The organism is Flavobacterium zhairuonense (assembly GCF_004352915.1).
Taxonomy (GTDB): Bacteria; Bacteroidota; Bacteroidia; order Flavobacteriales; family Flavobacteriaceae; genus Flavobacterium; species Flavobacterium zhairuonense.
Window position 1 is genome coordinate 1 of record NZ_SJSY01000036.1, and the last position, 785, is coordinate 785.

General features: G+C 45.0%; 1 protein-coding gene. It reads right to left on the reverse strand.

All coding sequences use genetic code 11. The features are described from left to right. Positions 1-785 (reverse strand): SprB repeat-containing protein (locus EYY60_RS00075; protein WP_208749423.1); only part of this gene is annotated, 785 nt, incomplete at both ends.

Below are 785 nucleotides of genomic sequence, written 5' to 3' on the forward strand. Positions count from 1 at the left end.
GTTGGAGGATTCAATGCCGGAACATTAACTCCGTTTGTGATCGTCACTGAACAGCCATTTGCGTCCTTAACGATTATATCAAATGTAGCTCCTGCATAAGTCTCGTATGTAGCATTGTTAGAATAATTCGCTCCATTGTCATAGCTGTACTGGTATGCTCCGGTTCCGCCCGCAGCTGTAACTGTAACAACCGCTTTTGATGGAGCATTTCCTGCTGTACAAACTAATGCAGTAGTAATTGAAGAACTAGCTGTCAATGCAACTGGTGTTCCAACTGTTACTGGAACTGCCGCTGAGATACATCCTTTGGCATCTCTAACCTCTACAGTGTAATCTGTACCTGCAAGCAAGCCAGAGAAAATATTTGAATCTTGGAAGGCTGTAACAACTGCGCCTGCCTTAGATAATTGATACTTGTATGGAGCGATTCCGTCAGCAGCCGTAACTGTAATGCTTCCGTTTCCGTCTCCTGCACATTTCACAGCCGTAGCTACTGGTGAAGCCGTTGGCGTTGTTTTAGGAGTCACAACAACAACATTCGATACTGCTGGACATCCTTGCGAATCTGTAACTCTGAAAGTATAGCTTCCGTCAACTGTAGCTGTATAAGGCGTCGTAGCCGGGTTATAGCCGCCACCGTCGATGTCTACTTCATAAGTATAAGTGCCTGTTCCTCCGTTTGGAGTCAACTCAATTGATCCGTTTACAACACAAGTCAGATCTTGAACTAGATCAGCCTGTAGAGTAACCTGAGGCTTAACTTCGTATGAAGCTGAAGCTGTACA